This window comes from Pectobacterium aquaticum, assembly GCF_003382565.3.
Lineage (GTDB): Bacteria > Pseudomonadota > Gammaproteobacteria > Enterobacterales > Enterobacteriaceae > Pectobacterium > Pectobacterium aquaticum.
Genome location: NZ_CP086253.1, coordinates 2802095 through 2817529, shown reverse-complemented (window position 1 = coordinate 2817529; position 15435 = coordinate 2802095). Strand labels below are relative to the sequence as shown.

Sequence of the window (15435 nt, the reverse complement as noted above, 5' to 3'; positions counted from 1 at the left end):
TTCCGCCATTCGGGTCGTGCTGAATCAAAGCAACGTCAGGCAGAACCACGACATTAAAGAATCATCATCGATAAATAATCAGCATTGATAAAGGATAAGTGCCATGAGCGAAAAATTTCCGCACGGCTTTATGTGGGGCGGGGCAACCGCAGCGAATCAGGTCGAAGGGGCCTACAATATCGACGGCAAAGGGCTGTCGATTGTGGATGCCATTCCCGGCGGTAAAGCGCGTTTAAGCATCGTGGCTTCCGACGCGTTTGACTTCGCGCTGGATGAGCAGCGTTACACCTATCCTAACCATAAAGGCATCGATCACTACCATCGCTTCCGTGAAGATATTGCGCTGTTTGCCGAGATGGGCTTCAAATGCTATCGCTTTTCCATTGCCTGGACGCGTATCTACCCGAACGGCGTTGAGCAACAGCCCAACGAAGCGGGGTTGAGTCATTACGAACAGGTGATTGATACCTGCATCGCTCACGGCATTGAGCCCGTAATTACGATCTCTCACTATGAGATGCCGCTGCACCTTGCCACCGTTTTTGACGGCTGGAAAAACCGTGAGTTAATCGGCCACTTCGAGCGTTTTGCCCGCACGGTGCTTGAGCGCTTCGGCCACAAAGTGAAGTACTGGATGACCTTTAACGAGATCAACAGCGCGGCCCACTTCCCGATCATGAGTCAGGGGCTGACGGTACAAACCGGCGCGTTGGAGCCACAGGCGAAGTTCCAGGCGTGGCATAACCAGTTTGTCGCCAGTAGTCTGGCGGTGAAAATTGCGCATGAGACCCATCCGCAGATCCAGATTGGCTGCATGATTCTGTTTGCCACTAACTACGCCTATGACTGCAACCCCATCAATCAGTTGGCGGCGCTGAAAGAGACGCAGTCATTTAACTTTTACTGCGCGGACGTGCAGGCGGGCGGGAAATATCCCTACTACGCGAAAAGTCTGTGGCAGTCGCTGGGCGTCACACTGGATATTCAGCCGGGGGATCTGGAGCTGATTAAACAGCACACCGTCGACTATATCGGCTTCAGCTACTACATGTCTTCCACCACCTATAAAACTGACCCGGATGCGGCGGCGGCCCACGGTAACCTGCTGGGCGGGGCGCGCAATCCGTTCCTGGAAGCCAGCGAATGGGGCTGGGAAATCGATCCGGTGGGGCTGCGAATTGCGCTCAACCAACTGTATGACCGCTACGAAAAACCGCTGTTTATCGTCGAAAACGGTCTGGGTGCGGTGGATAAGCCGGATGCAGATCATTACATTGCCGATGACTATCGCATCAACTATCTGCGTCAGCACATCGAAGCAATGGCAGACGCGATTGCCGACGGCGTCGAACTGATGGGATATACCCCGTGGGGTTGCATCGATCTGGTCAGCATGTCTACCGGCGAGATGAGCAAACGCTACGGCTTCATCTACGTCGAACTGGATGACACGATCTCCGGCAGCGGAAATCGCTATAAGAAGAAATCGTTCCACTGGTATCAGAAAGTGATTGCTACTAACGGTGGTGATATCAGCTAAATGGATCTTTCCCGATGCTGGGGAATCGGCATCGGGAATGTTCCTTCGCATACCAGAAATTTATCATCAATACTTAACCCAAAGACGTAGTCTGCGCAGGCATTGTGCTTTACACTGCGCGCTGCAAAAACTGAGTAGATAAACGATTAAGTAGGCGGTAATGGCGATGAACGGAACGATCACAACCTGGTTTAAAGATAAGGGCTTTGGATTTATCAAAGATGAAAACGGTGAGAACCGTTATTTTCATGTGATTAAGGTCGCCAACCCCGATCTGATTAAGAAAGATGCGGCGGTCACTTTCGAGCCCACCACGAATAACAAGGGGCTGTCAGCGTATGCTGTGAAAGTCCTACCAGAAAGCAAATACATCTATATCGCAGGTGAGCGCATTAAGCTCACATCGATAAAATCTTATCTGGTTTACAGTGAAGAAGTGCCTGTCGATATCCGCATTGATAAAGAAAATACGGTGCTGTCTGTGGGGGCACTGATGGGTAGCATCAGGCCGAAATCAACCGCTAAGCCGGGTGAAATGCGCTCGCTGAAAAAACTGGCGATCACCACCTTCCAGGGAACGACGTTAATCTTCTCGGAAGATGAGATAGACATCGATGCCACGGCGAAACTGCTCAAGGTCTGACATCATTCGGACTGATCCTGTGCCGAAATCTCTGCGCTACTCATTAGCAGAATTTCGGCATTGTTTCTGCTAGCCCCTCCAAACTCACTCCACACCGCGATCGGCCCCTGCAACCTGGTGCAGCCTCAAAAATTACAGGTATAATCCCACATATTATTCAACGGGTTTAGGAACGAAGATGACAAAGCTCACCTTACAAGAGCAGATGCTAAAAGCGGGATTAGTGACCAGCAAAAAAATGGCCAAAGTCCAAAGAACGGCGAAGAAATCACGCGTTCAGGCTCGTGAAGCAAGAGAAGCTGTGGAAGAAAATAAAAAAGCGCAGCTTGAGCGTGATAAACAGCTAAGTGAACAACAAAAACAAGCGGCTTTATCTAAAGAGTATAAAGCGCAGGTGAAGCAACTTATTGAAATGAATAGAATCACTATTTCAAAAGGCGACATTGATTTTAACTTCACCGATAATAATTTAATTAAGAAAATAACGGTGGATAAGCTAACTCAAGCTCAGCTGATTAGCGGTCGTCTCGCCATTGCTCGTTTGGTGGTTGATAGCAGCGTTGAGAATCAATACGTTATTATCCCTGCAAGCGTAGCCGATAAAATTGCGCAGCGAGATGCGAACAGTATTGTATTAAATAGTGCGCTGAGTCAGGAAGAGCAGGATGAAGACGATCCATATGCTGATTTTAAAGTGCCTGATGATTTGATGTGGTAATTAACGTTTTGCCGATGCGTATATAGATGAAAAGCCCTTATGGGCTTTTCATTAAGGCTGATGTATCGCTGAACTCGCCTCAAGTGATTGACTATTTGGCGATGTTATTTAGCCAAGAGTTCTTTGCGGACGATTTCCGCACCCGCACTTAACGCATTGAGCTTGCCTCTTGCGACGCGACGAGATAAAGGAGTCATGCCACAGTTGGTCGACGGATAGAGCTTGTCGGCATCCACAAACTGCAGTGCTTTTCGTAACGTATCGGCGACTTCCTCGGGTGTCTCAATGGTATTAGTTGCCACGTCAATGGCACCTACCATCACTTTTTTACCGCGAATGAGTTCAATAAGATCCATTGGAACCCGAGAGTTCTGACATTCCAGTGAAATGATATCAATCGCCGATTTTTGCAGCTTAGGAAAAATTTCTTCATATTGCCGCCACTCGGAGCCCAGCGTCTTTTTCCAATCGGTATTGGCTTTGATGCCATAGCCATAGCAAATATGTACCGCAGTTTCACATTTAAGCCCTTCAACGGCTCTTTCTAATGCGGCAATGCCCCAATCATTCACCTCATCAAAGAAAACATTAAATGCGGGCTCATCAAATTGGATAATATCGACACCCGCAGCCTCTAATTCTTTGGCTTCTTGATTGAGAATTTTGGCGAATTCCCAGGCGAGTTTTTCGCGGCTCTTATAGTGGCTATCATAGAGCGTATCGATCATCGTCATTGGGCCAGGCAGTGCCCATTTAATGGGTTGCGTGGTTTGCTGACGTAAAAACTTGGCATCTTCAACAAAAACGGGCTTTTGGCGAACCACGGCACCAATGACTGTCGGCACACTCGCGTCATAGCGATTACGAATTTTGACGATCTCACGTTTCTCAAAATCAACACCGCTGAGGTGCTCAATAAAGGTCGTGACAAAATGTTGTCGCGTTTGCTCACCATCGCTAACAATATCAATCCCTGCCTGTAGTTGATCTGCTAGGCTCAAACGTAGCGCATCTTGTTTGCCCTCAATCAATTCTTCACCTTGTAATTTCCAAGGGGACCACAGTGTCTCAGGCTGCGCCAGCCAAGAAGGTTTCGGTAAGCTGCCAGCCGTGGAGGTGGGTAACAATATTTTCATAATAATCGGTGACCTTGTGTGTTTGGTTAATCAAAGAACGTAATTAGCAGACCATTGCTCAAGAATAGCGTGGTATGGTTTGATGAAGTTTTTCTCAGTAAACTTTCCCTGCTCGATAGCCAACAGGCTACGTTCTTCTCTATCGTAAACAATTTGAGTGAATGAATGATCCTGATGATTCAGGCTTGGCTGATAGCATTGGCCTGCCGGAGAATTGGCATTGTAAATCTCAGGTCGGTAAATCTTTTGAAAAGTCTCCATCGTGGCGATGGTGCTGATCAGCTCAAGATTCGTGTAATCACTCAGTAAGTCACCAGAAAAATAGAAAGCTAAAGGCGCGACGCTATTTTGCGGCATAAAATAGCGAGCTTGCAATCCCATTTTATGGAAGTATTGATCGGTCAATGAATATTCATCTTGCTGGTATTCGACGCCTAACACAGGGTGCTGATTGCCAGTCCGATGGTAGGTGTTTTTACTTGAAACACTCAGGCAGATAACTGGCGATTTACTAAAGCTATCTTTGTAACAATCTGAATTTACGAAGCATTTAAAGATATTGCCATGCAGATCGCCAAAGTTATCGGGGGTGCTAAATCCGGGGTGATTCTTATTATGATCTGCCAGCAATACGCTAAAATCATAATCTCGCACGTAGGAGGAGAAGTTATTTCCTACAATACCTTCAATGCGCTCGTTAGTTTTTTTATCGACAATATTGGTTTTCAGTATTTCAATGACGGGGAAGCTATCGCCATTGCCTTCTATATCAACCTCAACGGAAATGATATCAAGTTCGACAGAATAGCGATCCCCTTTGGGGTTATCCCAACTTGCTAGGGAATTGAAGCGATTGTCAATCATCGTTAAGGCGTTGCGCAAGTTCTCCTGGCGATTTTTTCCTCTCGCCAAGTTCGCAAAGTTGGTCGTAATACGCGTGTTTTCGGAGGGGTTATAATTTTCATCGAAACACGTGTTCTTAATCGTAAAGGTAAAATTCTTATTCATTGCGATCTCGCATCCTAATTCTTGATATAAAACCTGAAATTATTGCTTGCTTTGCCAAGGTTTTCAGGTTTTATAATTTTGCAGGTTTCATCTTGTTTATAGTATTGCACAATTTATGCCAGACTCATCGAGTGAGTAAAAGTGATTTAATTTCAATAGACATGAGCCATCTTCATGACTTGGTGTATGGTTCGAGTCGGTGTGGTTGTAGTCGGTATTAAATAACCTGTTTTATGTTTTAGATTCATGTGGTTAGATGTCATTAACTGCATGATTTATGGTAAGGTGCTAATATCAATAGATATAGACCTTAACCCTTGGGGACGACGTATGAGCAATGAAATACCACTTAAATTTTATGACATCACGGATGAGTATGCGACGGAATCTGAAAAGCCGGTGAGCGAGTCAGAACGTGACGCTCTGGCGCGCTATTTCCAACTGCTGATTACCCGCTTAATGAATAACGAAGAGATCAGTGAAGAGGCGCAGAAAGAGATGGCCAGTGAAGCCGGTATTGACGAGTTTCGTATTGATGAAATCGCGACATTCCTGAATCAATGGGGCAATGAATAACGGTTGTTTAGGGTGTTTGGAAACAAGCAACATTGAGGTTGTGATGTTCGCGTCCCGCTTAGGTTGCCATAAGCGGGATTTTTCAATTTGGCTGTGGCAGGGCGATGGGCGTATTTGATTTATATACCCTAAACGCTACTGGCGTGTCTGTGGCTGTAACTGATAAACCCATGCCGTAACCTGCTGGTCTTCCGCTGTAGTAACCACAACCTCAACGCGATCGTAGCCGTCTTCAAATTCATCCAACATTGGCCAGTGCGCTTCGAGATTATCAGATAAAAATAGATAACCGTTGATGCGCGACCCGTGATCATCCAGCACGATCCCCGGAAAATCTGCGGCAGCGCCCCAGCCACGCTCATAAAACGTGCCTGTCACGTAACCCGGCAGCCAGTCTCCACCGATGTTTTCCAGAATATAGGCATTTTCGTGGCCTGGGCGCAGCGTCCCGTAGACAAACAAGCGTTCCATTTTCCCTCGTCAATCAAAACAATGAATACCCAAAGGGTGAAGAATAATGCTCACGTTAGGGGTTAATAACGCGGTTCGCAACAGGATCTTCACCGCTGATGAGCGGGTGCGGGGTGAATTGTGTTTTCCGCATCTGGGGCCGGGGGCAATAGGTACTACCATTGCTGCTGTACTGCATGACGTTAACCGTACGCCAGTCCTTTGCGGACGTACTGCGCATCCGCAATGAGTTCTGCGTCACGATGATGGTGGAATTGTGGTGCCAGGACCGGTATTGAGCAATCCGGTGACTATCAGCCATCCATTCGATCTGGTGTTTGTCGCGGTGACAACGACGTCATTCAACCTGACGCTATTCGTAGTATATTGAGAGCATTGTTTACTATCAGGCTGAGTACATGTCTTACTCCATCGGTGAATTTTCCCGGCTTTGTGGGATAAATGCGACGACGCTCCGTGCTTGGCAGCGTCGTTACGGCCTGCTCAAACCGATGCGCACAGACGGTGGCCACCGGTTGTACAGCGATGACGATGTCCAGCAGGCGTTAAAAATTCTCGACTGGGTGAAAAAAGGGGTTCCGGTCAGCCAGGTGAAACCGCTGCTGGCTCGCCCAGGCACGCGTCGAACAAATAATTGGCTTGCCCTGCAGGAAAGCATGTTGCAGCGGTTGAAAGAGGGAAAAATCGAATCCCTGCGCCAGCTGATTTACGACGCAGGCCGCGAGTATCCGCGTACGGAACTGGTCCGTGAAGTATTGCGTCCGCTGCGCAGCAAAGTCTCGGCCAATATTCCGGCGATGATGACCCTGCGCGAAATCCTCGACGGCATCATCATCTCCTACACGTCGTTTTGCCTTGAAGGGGATAAAAGAGCGCCAGGTGATAACTATCTGATTACCGGTTGGCATCTGAGCGATCCGTGCGAAATTTGGCTCGAAGCGCTCATGCGCACCGGTCAGGGGCTTCGCATTGACGTCCTTCCCGTACCGCCAGCCACTCTGGCACCAGAGATTTTCCCGGAGCGAAAATGGCTGCTGGTCACCACCGGTAAACTCACCGCGGCTCGCAAAAAACAGATTGACCTTTGGCAACAGCACGTCGCTTCCTTAGACGTCATTCCTCTGTAATTCCGCTTTTTTCATCTCGCAATCTTTCACTTCGCTGCCACCTGCAAAGGTGGCGGGCGGGTGACGCCGTCTAAGAATAAAAAGTTTCATCTGTAAAATAGATATAAGTAATCTATTGAAATTATTATGAAATAAAAAATAACCCCGTTAAAACTTGGACAAATAAAAATAATTGTGTAGATTTTAATTGTGCGATTACGCCACGTTGTTCAAAGCCCAGGTGAGACTCATGAACACATTGTCATCCGTCATCAACCGATTTGTGGATTACTACGCTAAGCTGGATACCCAGCAGCCATCGGCGCTGGCCGCGATTTATCATCCGGATGCTTCGCTTATCGACCCGTTTGGTGAACATGAGGGGCTGGTTGCGATCCAGCGTTACTTCACCCATCTGCTGGCTAATGTTGAGCAGTGCCACTTTTCCATTGACCCTTCCCTCAGCAGCGGCCATCGTTTTGCCGTAACCTGGACCATGCACTGGGCCCACCCGCGAGTTGCTGGGGGAGACGCACTTACCCTGCAGGGATGCTCAATCGTGGATATTCAGGACGATCTGATTATTCGTCAGCGCGATTATTACGACGCCGGAGAGATGATCTACGAACACCTTCCGTTACTGGGCTGGGCGGTGCGCGGTGTGAAAAGGAGGGTGCGTTCATGAAAACGGTCCTCATCACGGGTGCAAGCTCTGGCATAGGCGAGGGGCTCGCAAAATCCTGGGCCGATGACGGCTACCGCGTCATCGCTTGCGGGCGAGATCCAGACCGGCTGGAGGCGTTACACCAATACAGCCCAAACATTACGGTTAGGTCGTTCGATATGACCGATCCTGAGGCCTGCCGTCAGGCGCTGTCCAACTGCGCTGCCGATTTGGTCATTCTCTGTGCGGGAACCTGTGAATATCTGGATCATGGCGTTGTGGATGCCGCGCTGGTGGAACGGGTGATGACCACCAATGTTCTGGGGCCGGTAAACTGTCTGGCCGCGCTACAGGGGCAGTTGGTTTCGGGAAACCGCGTGGTGCTGGTCAGCTCCATGGCACACTGGCTGCACTTCCCACGGGCAGAGGCTTATGGTGCATCGAAAGCGGCGCTGACCTGGTTTGCCAATAGCCTGCGTCTGGATTGGGAGCCAAAAGGGATTGCCGTCACGGTCGTCTCGCCGGGCTTTGTTGACACGCCACTGACCCGCCAAAATGATTTTTCCATGCCCGGTCAGGTGAGCGTAGATAGCGCTGTGGAGGCTATCCGTCGTGGTCTGGCTAAAGGGAAAGGTCACATCGCATTCCCGGCAGGTTTCAGCCTGATTTTGCGCCTGCTGGCAGGGCTGCCAAATTTTCTTCAACGCGCGTTGCTGCGCAGGATGGTGCGTTCATGAACATTGCTATTATCGGCAGCGGTATCGCCGGGTTGACTTGTGCCTGGCGGCTGGCCGGACACCATCAGGTTACGCTTTTCGAGGCCGAACCCACGTTAGGTGGACATACCGCTACGGTTGATGTCACCACTCCGCAGGGGGCGTATGCCATCGATACGGGGTTTATTGTCTATAACGACCGCACCTATCCGCGTTTTATGGGCCTGCTCAGCGAGTTGGGCATCCGTGGGCAAAAAACGCAAATGAGCTTCTCCGTGCATAACCCAGAGAACGGTCTGGAGTATAACGGTCATACTGTCGCTTCGCTGTTTGCCCAGCGCCGTAATCTTGTCAATCCTACATTCTGGGGGCTGCTGAAATCGATCGTACGTTTTAATCGATTGGCAAAAGAAGCGTTGGCGGGTGAGGTGGACGAGAGCGCTACGCTACAGACTTTCCTCGAACGGCACCATTTCAGCGGTTTTTTCGCCCGTCATTACATCTTGCCGATGGGGGCCGCTATCTGGTCGTCGTCGCTTCAGGAGATGCGCCGCTTCCCGCTACCGCTGTTTTTGCGTTTCTTTGAGCACCACGGTCTGCTGGATATCGCTCATCGTCCGCAGTGGTACGTGGTACCCGGCGGTTCGCGGGAATACATTCGCGCTATGCTGGCACAACTGGGCGATCGCCTGACCCTTCATCTTAACGCGCCGGTGCAGAAGGTGATGCGCCACGACGGAGGCGTTCAGATCCAACTTGAGGAATCGAGCTATACGTTCGATCAGGTGATTTTCGCTTGCCACTCCGCGCAGGCATTGGCGATGCTTGACGAGCCGACGCCGGCCGAGCGTGAGGTGCTGGGGGATATCGGCTGGCAGCGTAACGAGGTGGTGTTACACAGCGACCCACGCTGGTTGCCGGTGCGCCAGCGCGCCTGGGCCAGTTGGAACTATCGCCTGAGTGAGCGTGAACAGGATAGTGCCTGTGTCACCTATAACATGAATATTTTACAAGGGTTGCCAGAGGGTAGCCCCCTGTTCTGCGTTACCCTGAACCCAGAAACACCGATTGATGAGCGCTATGTCTGGAAGCGTTTTGTTTATGAACACCCGCTGTTCAACCCCAAAAGCTGGCGCGCACAGGCGCGGCGCGGTGAGATTAACGGCTTTCAGCGGAGCTGGTATTGTGGGGCGTACTGGTACAACGGTTTTCATGAAGATGGCGTACGTAGCGCACTCGATGTGGTGAAGGGGATCGCCGCCGCAGGAGAGGGGAACTGAAATGAACAGTTGCCTGTATCAGGGGGTTTTACGCCATCGGCGGCTCCAGCCGAAAGTGCACCATTTTCGCTACAGCATGTTTATGGCTTGGCTCGATCTGGATGAACTCGACATGCTGCCATCGGCAGGCATCCGCCGTAACCGATTTGCCGCTGCCGCTTTCCACGATGCGGACTATCCGCTCGGTACACCGCTCAAAGAGAACGCCCTTGACCGGCTTGAAAGCCTGACCGGCGAGCGACCTGATGGCCGGGTTATGCTTCTGACCCAGTTACGCTATTTCGGGTTCCACTTTAATCCGGTCAATTTTTACTACTGCTATGACCACATGGGCATCCTGCGCTGGATACTGGCGGAGGTGCGCAATACCCCGTGGAACGAGCGCCATTACTATGCGGTCGATGGTCATGCGGTCGATAGTCAGGAGACCCGCCCGCTGGAAAAGGCGTTCCACGTCTCCCCCTTTAACCCGATGGACATGGTTTACCACTGGCGTTTCAACAGCCCCGGTAAAACGCTGCATATGCATATCGAAAATCATCAGGAATCCAAAGTATTCGATGCCACGTTGGTGCTGCGCCGTGAACCACTGACGCGCGCAAACCTGACGTCACTTCTGCTGCGTATACCGTTGATGACGCTGAAAACTGTGTTCGCTATTTATTGGCAGGCGCTGCGGCTATGGCTTAAGCGTGTGCCGCTGTACAACCATCCCGTCAGCAGGAGTGAACGCTCATGACCGATCCCGTCTTTGCGCTTGAACCCGACATCCCGCGCAACGCTCGTATCGCGCGCTGGCTGCTCTTTCGTTTGCTAAGTGGTATCCGCGAGGGCGCGATCACGGTACGTGAAGGGGCGCAGACTTTCCATTTTGGCGATGCTGACGCCACACTGCGTGCCGACGTGCAGATCCTTGTCCCTGGCGCGTACTGGCGTTTGCTGACTGGCGGTAGCCTCGGCGCTGCTGAAGCCTGGATAGACGGCGAGTGGGAGACGAATCAGCTCACCCCGCTGTTGCAGATTCTTGCGTTCAACAGCAAGGTGCTAGAGCAGATGGAAAGCGGCTTTCGTCTGCTCGGCAGACACGTTGAGCGGCTTCGCCACTGGACGCGGCGCAACCATCGGCAGCAGGCGCGGGAAAACATCGCTGCCCATTACGACCTAGGCAATGAGTTCTACGCCCATTTTCTCGATGAAGAACTGCTCTACTCCAGTGCGCTGTTCACCGCCGACGAGCAGGATCTTACCCTAGCCCAGCGGGCAAAGATGGCCCGCCTATGTGAACAGCTGATGCTGACGGCCAGCGATCACCTGCTGGAAATCGGCACTGGCTGGGGGGCGATGGCGGAGTTCGCCGCTCGTCATTACGGCTGCCGCGTCACCACTACCACGCTGTCGCAGGAGCAGTACCACTGGGCGAAAGCGCGGATTGCCCGCGCGGGGTTGCAGGATCGGGTGCAGGTCCTGCTGTGTGACTACCGCGATCTGACCGGCGAGTTCGATAAGCTGGTGTCGGTCGAGATGATAGAAGCGGTAGGGCAACGCTACCTGCCAGCCTTCTTCCGCACCTGTCAGGCACGTTTGCGCCCGGGAGGAAAAATGGTGATTCAGGCCATCACCATTCAGGATCAGCGTTACCGTGACTACAGCAAAAGCGTCGATTTTATCCAGCGCTACATCTTCCCTGGCGGTTTTTTGCCAAGCATTACGGTGATGAGTGAGCTGATGACGCGACACACCGATTTTGTCGTCCGCAATCTGTTCGACATGGGGCCTGACTACGCTCGCACGCTGGCACAGTGGCGGCAGCGGTTTGTACACGCCTGGCAGGATATTGAAAAGCTCGGTTTTGATGACCGATTTCGTCGTATGTGGCTCTACTACTTTGGTTACTGCGAAGCCGGGTTTAACGCACGTACTATCAGTGCGGTGCAACTGACCGCGGAGCGCGTATGAAGCGCAATGTGCAGGTCTTTCTGATGGCAATAGCGTTCGATCTCTACTGGACGCTGGTGGTGTTGTTTCGTGAACGTGGCCTGTTTTTGTGGCTTGCTCTCGCGATACTGGCCTGCCTGATGCTGTCGCCTGCACACCGTCTTTACGCTCTCCTGCTCGCCGCGGCGGGGAGCGGTCTTGATGCGTTCTGGGTGTGGACGGGGCTGATCGACTTTGACGGCGACGTGCTGCTGCCGCTGTGGATGGTGGCGCTGTGGTTGATGTTCGCTACCGTCTGGACTGAACTGACCCGCACGACAACGCTGCCAGCGTGGCTACTGACGCTGCTGGCGACCTGTGGCGGGCCAGTGGCGTACATCATCGGTGATCGTCTGGGCGCGATGACCTTCCTGAAGCCTGACATTATCGTCGCCAGTTGGATGGCGTCGGGCTGGCTGATTCTGATGCTGTTTTTCCACATTTTGATGGGGAAGCGACAATGAGAACCGCGTTATTGATGTTGCTGTGGCTGACGGCCATCACGCCCGTCGCCCATTCCGCCGACTGGTTAAGCTGGCGCAAAGTGGGTGATGCAACCCTAACCTGGGGGCCGTTCACCGTCTATACCTCCCAACTGCTCACGCCCGACGGCCGGTATAACGGTCCGGAGCAGGAGCAGGCGTTGATTATTACCTACAAACGCAATATCGATCGTGACGAGCTGGTTGATGCCACTCGCGATCAGTGGCAGGCGCAGGGCATTCTGGCGCGCGAACCACAGAGCGAATCCTGGCTGCGTATGCTGCATTCCCTCTGGTCTGACGTCACTCCGGGGGCGCAGCTGGCCTTTGTGTTTAACGGTAAGCAAGGGCAATTCTGGTACCGCGCCTCGGCGTCACAAAAAAGTTTTGCCCCGCTCGGTCCGAGCCAGCCTGCAACCTTCAGTACATGTTTTCTGGCCATCTGGCTCGATCCTCGCACGCAATATCCCGAACTGCGTCAGCAGTTGATTGGAGGTAAAAAATGAAACGTATTCTGACACTGTGCCTGATGCTGGTAATGCTGACAGGCTGCAGCACAGAGGTTACTGACTACCGACACCAACAGCCGTCGCTAGATATCTTCCAGTATTTTCAGGGGAAAACCGAAGCGTGGGGCATGGTGCAGGATCGCAGCGGTAAACAGCTGCGCCGCTTCCACGTCGATATCACCGGTAACGTCATCGGCGACACGCTGACGCTCAACGAGCATTTCGTCTATGACGATGGTGAGCAACAGCAGCGCGTGTGGCATATCCGGCGCATCGCTGCCGATCGCTACGAGGGTACCGCGGGCGATATTGAAGGTGTGGCGACAGGTCAGGCTGCGGGTAATGCTTTTAACTGGCGTTACAGTATGAACGTTAAAGCTGACGGCCGTACCTGGCTGTTACACTTTGACGACTGGATGTACCTACAGGATGGCACGCATCTTTTTAATAAAACAGAGATGAAGAAATTCGGGATCACCGTCGGGACGGTCACGCTTTTCTTCACCCGAAATACGCAGTAAAGAGGGGAGTGCCATGACTATTCAACCCGTCATTGGGATCAGCGGATGTTTAACCGGCTCTGCGTCTGGTACAGACGGCTGAAGGCGACATACGCATGCGCTTCAGCCATGCCCCACACGATGATGTAACGGAGAAAATGGCCGACTTCGCCGAGACTTACCTCTCACGTTTGGGACAACTGTCGGGTTTTATCGCTTGTGCCAAATCGCCGAGCTGCGGCATGGAGCGCGTGCGGCTGTATGATGAAAAAGGCAATCGCGGGCGTAAAGAGGGAGTTGGTCTTTTTACCGCTTCATTACTGGAGAAATACCCGTGGTTACCGGTTGAAGAAGATGGTCGCCTGCACGATCCGGTGCTGCGGGAGAACTTTGTCGAGCGTGTTTTCGCCCTGCATGAGCTGAACACTCTGCGTGCCAACGGCCTCACGCGGCGCGCGTTGCTGGACTTCCACAGCCGCTATAAACTTCAACTGCTGGCACACCACCAGGCGGGCTACCGTGAGATCGGGCCCTTTGTCGCGTCGCTGCATGAATGGGAAGACCTAGATGATTTCTTTGTGGCCTATCGCGAAAAACTGATGACAATCCTGAAGAAACCCGCTTCGCGGAAAAATCACACCAATGTGCTAATGCATATTCAGGGTTATTTCCGTAATCAGTTGACCCTCCGCCAGCGTGGTGAACTGCGCGAGGTGATCCTGCACTATCGCGATGGACTGTTGCCCATCCTCGCTCCACTTACGCTGCTGAAGCACTATCTGGCCGAATACCCTGACCGCTATCTGCTAACTCAACATTACTTCGACCCTTATCCGCCAGTACCGCTTTCGGACGCGATTTCAGATGCCCACTTCTTCGGATAATCCCGACCCAGTTAAGCAACGTTTCCGCATACCAGCTTTCGTGGGCCTGCCTGCCGCTCAGGTAAATCCCGCCAGGGGGGCGCCAGAGCAAAGCACCCAAAATATGCCATTCATGACATATCTGTAATCAGGATAATCCACACTCGAACTGGATATATTCACAGTTATTTATAATGGGCGACACAGTAGCAACGGTAAGATTTTGCGAAATGTCTTGTGAAGACATACAGCAGATTGTGATGGATTACTTGAAAACTTTTTGATATCAATGGGTTTGATAATATAACCTACTCTTATCAATTCTCATCTTGTTTGGTCATACCCTGATGCTTAATTGACCATGCCGATCTATCGTTTCACTTCCGAAGGTGCCTAGATCTGTGTACAACACAATATTTTTATGAATTAAAAGAACTCCTAAATATAAGGTATATATAAATAATGGGTTGATTAAGGACTTTGGTAAAAATATCGATCTTGAGGGGGAGTGAAAAAATCTAACCATACGAATTGAGCTACCATAGAAGTTCCTACGCATAAGAAAATAGTATTTTACTTTTCCAAGCATGCATTATTGCAATATGCATAATAAAAATTCTTTGCTTGAGAAGTATTAATCATAGATACCTATGATATTCTTTTCTAGTTTTATTAAATCAGAGGTTCTGTTATGCAGATCATCCCAGTCAGCCCTGAACATATTCCTGATATTCAAAAAATCTATGCGTGGCACGTTGTGAATGGTATCGCTACGTTTGAAACGATCCCTCCTACCATTGAAGAGATGAAAGAGCGGATTACTAAAGTTCAAGATGCTGGAACGCCGTGGCTTGTTGCGTTAGTCGATGGTATTGTTGTTGGCTATTGTTATCTTGCGCCATACCGACCACGTCCAGCCTATCGTTTCACACTCGAAGATTCTATCTATATCGATCCTGAACAACAGGGGAAGGGTATCGGGAAAGCATTGCTTACTGTAGCTATCAACCAAGCAGAAGCGTCTGGATTTCGTCAGTTAGTTGCTGTGATTGGTAATAGTGAAAACCGTGGTTCTATTTCTTTACATCGTTCTCTTGGTTTTGAACTGACAGGAACCTTAAAGTCTGTTGGTTTTAAACACGGACGTTGGGTTGATACTGTTATCATGCAAAAAATATTGGGTAATGGCGATACGGATTTACCAGGCGCGTGAGATATATTTATTTTTTAATAAATTAAGCGCTTACCC

At 50.8% G+C, this 15435-nt stretch carries 17 protein-coding genes and 3 pseudogenes; 16 read left to right on the top strand and 4 right to left on the bottom strand.

What is annotated here, in order from left to right:
* The first annotated feature begins 103 nt into the window (after positions 1-103).
* The 3 genes from DMB82_RS13190 to DMB82_RS13180 all read left to right on the top strand — a co-directional run bounded on the left by DMB82_RS13190 (position 104) and on the right by DMB82_RS13180 (position 2901).
* The gene (locus DMB82_RS13190) at positions 104-1540 is read left to right on the top strand and encodes a glycoside hydrolase family 1 protein (RefSeq protein ID WP_116164025.1); all 1437 of its coding nucleotides are present in this window, start codon (positions 104-106) and stop codon (positions 1538-1540) included.
* A gap of 160 nt (positions 1541-1700) precedes the next feature.
* Entirely contained in the window at positions 1701-2183 is a 483-nt protein-coding gene (locus DMB82_RS13185; protein WP_116164027.1) for a cold-shock protein, read from the top strand.
* 178 nt (positions 2184-2361) lie between these two features.
* A complete protein-coding gene (locus DMB82_RS13180) occupies positions 2362-2901 on the top strand; it encodes a DUF2058 domain-containing protein (RefSeq protein WP_102118660.1) in 540 nt (179 codons plus the stop codon).
* Between the two features lie 104 nt (positions 2902-3005).
* On the opposite strand, the gene DMB82_RS13175 is transcribed toward DMB82_RS13180, so the two are convergent.
* The gene (locus tag DMB82_RS13175; protein WP_102118661.1) at positions 3006-4037 is read right to left on the bottom strand and encodes a methionine synthase; all 1032 of its coding nucleotides are present in this window, start codon (positions 4035-4037) and stop codon (positions 3006-3008) included.
* A gap of 30 nt (positions 4038-4067) precedes the next feature.
* Positions 4068-5045, bottom strand: coding sequence for a DUF1852 domain-containing protein (locus DMB82_RS13170; protein ID WP_116164029.1), 978 nt, complete (start codon positions 5043-5045; stop codon positions 4068-4070).
* 330 nt (positions 5046-5375) lie between these two features.
* Between DMB82_RS13170 and DMB82_RS13165 the strand changes: the two genes are divergently transcribed.
* Positions 5376-5621, top strand: coding sequence for a YmjA family protein (locus DMB82_RS13165; RefSeq protein ID WP_102118663.1), 246 nt, complete (start codon positions 5376-5378; stop codon positions 5619-5621).
* Positions 5622-5756: 135 nt separating this feature from the next.
* On the opposite strand, the gene DMB82_RS13160 is transcribed toward DMB82_RS13165, so the two are convergent.
* Positions 5757-6092: a gamma-glutamylcyclotransferase family protein gene (locus DMB82_RS13160; protein WP_116164031.1), complete on the bottom strand. Its 336-nt coding sequence runs from the start codon at positions 6090-6092 to the stop codon at positions 5757-5759.
* A 106-nt stretch (positions 6093-6198) separates the two neighbouring features.
* Here DMB82_RS13160 and DMB82_RS13155 point away from each other — a divergent pair.
* The 11 genes and pseudogenes from DMB82_RS13155 to DMB82_RS13105 all read left to right on the top strand — a co-directional run.
* A pseudogene (locus DMB82_RS13155) lies at positions 6199-6429 on the top strand (2-dehydropantoate 2-reductase N-terminal domain-containing protein); the annotation flags it as partial.
* A 61-nt stretch (positions 6430-6490) separates the two neighbouring features.
* Positions 6491-7219 (top strand): MerR family transcriptional regulator, encoded by a 729-nt coding sequence (locus DMB82_RS13150; protein WP_014914870.1) that lies wholly within the window; start codon positions 6491-6493, stop codon positions 7217-7219.
* Between the two features lie 229 nt (positions 7220-7448).
* Positions 7449-7883, top strand: coding sequence for a nuclear transport factor 2 family protein (locus DMB82_RS13145; protein WP_102118665.1), 435 nt, complete (start codon positions 7449-7451; stop codon positions 7881-7883).
* Positions 7880-8599, top strand: coding sequence for an SDR family NAD(P)-dependent oxidoreductase (locus tag DMB82_RS13140; RefSeq protein ID WP_116164033.1), 720 nt, complete (start codon positions 7880-7882; stop codon positions 8597-8599). The genes DMB82_RS13145 and DMB82_RS13140 overlap by 4 nt, the downstream gene beginning before the upstream one ends.
* Positions 8596-9858: an NAD(P)/FAD-dependent oxidoreductase gene (locus DMB82_RS13135; protein ID WP_116156244.1), complete on the top strand. Its 1263-nt coding sequence runs from the start codon at positions 8596-8598 to the stop codon at positions 9856-9858. Before DMB82_RS13140 ends, DMB82_RS13135 begins: the two co-directional genes overlap by 4 nt.
* A 1-nt stretch (position 9859) precedes the next feature.
* On the top strand, positions 9860-10597 hold the full coding sequence (locus DMB82_RS13130; RefSeq protein ID WP_116164035.1) for a DUF1365 domain-containing protein: 738 nt from the start codon (positions 9860-9862) through the stop codon (positions 10595-10597).
* Positions 10594-11814 carry an SAM-dependent methyltransferase gene (locus DMB82_RS13125; protein ID WP_102118669.1) on the top strand — a complete coding sequence of 407 codons (1221 nt, stop codon included), beginning with the start codon at positions 10594-10596 and terminating at the stop codon, positions 11812-11814. The genes DMB82_RS13130 and DMB82_RS13125 overlap by 4 nt, the downstream gene beginning before the upstream one ends.
* Positions 11811-12296 carry a DUF2878 domain-containing protein gene (locus DMB82_RS13120; RefSeq protein ID WP_116164037.1) on the top strand — a complete coding sequence of 162 codons (486 nt, stop codon included), beginning with the start codon at positions 11811-11813 and terminating at the stop codon, positions 12294-12296. Before DMB82_RS13125 ends, DMB82_RS13120 begins: the two co-directional genes overlap by 4 nt.
* Positions 12293-12820: a hypothetical protein gene (locus DMB82_RS13115; RefSeq protein WP_116164039.1), complete on the top strand. Its 528-nt coding sequence runs from the start codon at positions 12293-12295 to the stop codon at positions 12818-12820. The genes DMB82_RS13120 and DMB82_RS13115 overlap by 4 nt, the downstream gene beginning before the upstream one ends.
* Positions 12817-13344 (top strand): DUF3833 domain-containing protein, encoded by a 528-nt coding sequence (locus DMB82_RS13110; RefSeq protein ID WP_014914878.1) that lies wholly within the window; start codon positions 12817-12819, stop codon positions 13342-13344. Before DMB82_RS13115 ends, DMB82_RS13110 begins: the two co-directional genes overlap by 4 nt.
* A 53-nt stretch (positions 13345-13397) precedes the next feature.
* Positions 13398-14159: pseudogene (locus tag DMB82_RS13105) on the top strand (YbgA family protein); the annotation flags it as partial.
* Here DMB82_RS13105 and DMB82_RS20795 read toward each other — a convergent pair.
* A pseudogene (locus tag DMB82_RS20795) lies at positions 14131-14283 on the bottom strand (IS5 family transposase); the annotation flags it as partial. The pseudogenes DMB82_RS13105 and DMB82_RS20795 sit on opposite strands and share 29 nt — an antisense overlap.
* A gap of 594 nt (positions 14284-14877) precedes the next feature.
* Here DMB82_RS20795 and DMB82_RS13100 point away from each other — a divergent pair.
* Entirely contained in the window at positions 14878-15399 is a 522-nt protein-coding gene (locus DMB82_RS13100; RefSeq protein ID WP_102118672.1) for a GNAT family N-acetyltransferase, read from the top strand.
* Positions 15400-15435: the final 36 nt, after the last annotated feature.